General features: G+C 43.2%; 2 protein-coding genes, 1 tRNA gene and 1 pseudogene. 2 read left to right on the plus strand and 2 right to left on the minus strand.

Annotated elements, in window-relative coordinates; translation table 11 throughout:
* Both B7C60_RS18635 and B7C60_RS17050 read right to left on the minus strand, forming a co-directional pair.
* Positions 1–286 (minus strand): annotated as a pseudogene (locus B7C60_RS18635) (L-seryl-tRNA(Sec) selenium transferase); the annotation flags it as partial.
* 67 nt (positions 287–353) lie between these two features.
* Positions 354–445: transfer RNA gene (locus B7C60_RS17050), tRNA-Sec, on the minus strand.
* 440 nt (positions 446–885) lie between these two features.
* Here B7C60_RS17050 and ylqF point away from each other — a divergent pair.
* Together ylqF and B7C60_RS18640 are read left to right on the plus strand one after the other, a co-directional pair.
* Positions 886–1830, plus strand: a complete 945-nt coding sequence (ylqF, locus tag B7C60_RS08755) for a ribosome biogenesis GTPase YlqF (protein ID WP_099611313.1) — start codon at positions 886–888, stop codon at positions 1828–1830.
* A 319-nt stretch (positions 1831–2149) separates the two neighbouring features.
* A partial coding sequence (locus B7C60_RS18640) for an efflux RND transporter periplasmic adaptor subunit (protein WP_425445500.1) occupies positions 2150–2773 on the plus strand: 624 nt, incomplete at its 3' end.

A 2773-nucleotide genomic window follows, 5' to 3' on the forward strand; every position in this document is an offset into this window, starting at 1 on the left:
TACCAGTGGCATTGATCACTCGATGCTGACGTTGTAACGATACGCGCTCACAGCGCTGCACAATGCGCAGATTAATATCGATATGCTGAGCCCCTTTGGTCTTGAAAGCTTCGGACTGACGAATGCTCGCCAGCTCAGTTCGAATAATATCGGTGACAACAGGACGGCTCAGTTGACTGATAAAAGGAGCAAGAATAGCAAGTTGTAGTAACTGTTCGACTTGGGGAAGACGGTAATTGATGCGAGAAGCACTCACCTCTGAAAGCTGGGGTGATTGTGAGTTCAAAATGATTCCTTGTTATCTTATCAATGCAACAAGGTCACTACGAAGGCGATTGATATAGTGACATAATTGGCGGAAGAGGCAGGAATCGAACCTACCAAAGCCTGTGCGGCTCACTTTGGTTTTGAAGACCAAGAGGGCCACCAGACCCCATCTCATTCCACAATGGTGCCTAACAGTAAGTATATTTTTGCACTAATTTCTTGATGCAAATCACTATTTATTAAGTTATCTCAAAAAAATTTTAAGTTACTAAACTATTTTTGCATAAAATGCAATGGGTTGAATATCAATCACCACATGTAAAATATACAAATCATACCATAGACTAATATGTTTCATTTCTTTCACTATCTCCGATAGGTACTAAAAACATTTCGACTATCCCGAATGGCACTATGTCTAAATTGGCTTGTTAGATTTTTAAAGTGACTAAGATTTTCGTCCTAACCGTTAAAGTGTTAAAATGATCACAACAATGCTGTCGTGGCTTCAGGTGACACTTAAAGTACTTCTAGTACCCCACTATCTGATTTTTTCTTTTGGTATCCCACTTGATAATCCACCAGCTTAACCATAAAAACAAAAGGTATATTTTTCAAATGGTTAACAATAAAATTCAATGGTTTCCGGGCCATATGCACAAGGCTCGTAAAGAAATTGAAGAAGTCATTCCGCAAATTGATGTGATTATCGAAGTGCTTGATGCACGCATTCCTTATAGCAGTGAAAACCCGCTCATTTCTCAACTTCGCGGTGACAAACCTTGCGTTAAGGTACTGAATAAGCGTGATTTAGCGGATCCCGAAATGACCGAGCTGTGGATTGCTCATTTAGAGCAAGAGCAAGGGGTGAAAGCGATGGCCATCACCACGGCGAATCCACAAGAAGTGCATCGAATTCTCGATTTGTGTCGCAAACTGGTTCCCCATCGTGAAGAAGTGGGTAAAAATGTCCGCACCATGATCATGGGGATCCCTAACGTGGGTAAGTCCACCATCATCAATACGTTGGCTGGTCGAGCGATTGCCCAAACCGGTAACCAACCGGCGGTGACACGTCGCCAACAACGGATCAATTTACAAAATGGTATCGTGCTATCTGATACTCCCGGTATTTTATGGCCGAAAGTTGAAAACCCTCATAGTGGGTTTCGCCTTGCCGCGACAGGCGCGATTAAAGATACCGCAATGGAGTACGAAGATGTCGCGTTTTACACAGTCGAGTATCTCGCCAAATATTATGCCGACAAACTCACCGCACGTTATCAAGTTGATGGCACACCGCAGTCTGATGTGGAATGGATGGAAGCAATCGGCCAAAAACGAGGCGCGCTGCGCGCTGGTGGACGAGTTGATTTGCATAAAGCATCGGAAATTCTGTTACATGAACTTCGTCAAGGGGTACTTGGGCAAATTACCTTAGAACACCCAGAGATGATCCCAAATGAATTAATCGAAGTTGAACAAGAAGAAATCCGCAAAGCGGAAGAAAAAGCGAAAATAAAAGAAGAGCGTCGTAAACGCTATTTACGCAATAAACGCTAGCGACTGATACAACCAATACCTAACACAACGCAAAACTTCGCACAAAAAGTCACAACGTCACTTAGGTTGTGGCTTTTTTATCTCCCTCGCTTAATCGTCTAAGGCTTTGATTCACTCACTTCCTGTGTTTAGCAATACACAAACGTACATTTCAAGACACATCACTAAGTGACAAACGAGGTTATGGTCAGTTAGGCTATCTGGCGTATTAAGACCCACAGATAGCTTTCACAAAGCACTGTCTGATGATTATCTGCGGAACCTAATCATCAATTTACCATCATACGTTCATGATCTTATCTCACTTACGGAACCTAACATGAAAAAACGCTGGATTGCAGTCGGCATCGTATTAATCGGCAGTGGTTATTGGGTTAACTCACATTTTTCTCAGCCCAAAGCTTCACTGCCAACCCTCACGGCACAATTAGGTCAAATTGAAAAACAAGCCGTCGCGGTAGGAAAAATCGTTCCTGCTCACTCGGTTTCCGTCAAATCGCAAATTGAAGGTATCGTTGGCGAGGTTTTCCACCAGGTCGGTGAACACGTGACTGCAGGTACGCCATTAATTAAAATTACCCCTAACCCAACTCCGCAAGCACTCACTGAAGCAACCACCATGTTAATGCAAAGTGAGGCCAGCTTAGAATCAGCAAAACAAAACGTTGCCAATTTAGAACGGTTGGTACAACAAAATATTATTCCTAAAAACTACGGCGACTATGTCCAAGCTCAAGCGGAACTGAAGTCAAAATTAGCTGATGTGGTGCAAAAACGTCAAAACTTGGAATTAATTCGTAGCGGTGAAGCCTCGATGGGCGACGCAAAATTAACTTCAACCCTAACAGCTCCGATTGACGGCACTATTTTAAATTTAAACGTTGAGGTGGGTGAGCCAATCATCTCTACCGCCTCCAGCCAAGCCGCGACCGAATTAATGACC

The sequence above is a fragment of the Vibrio fujianensis genome, assembly GCF_002749895.1.
Taxonomy (GTDB): domain Bacteria; phylum Pseudomonadota; class Gammaproteobacteria; order Enterobacterales; family Vibrionaceae; genus Vibrio; species Vibrio fujianensis.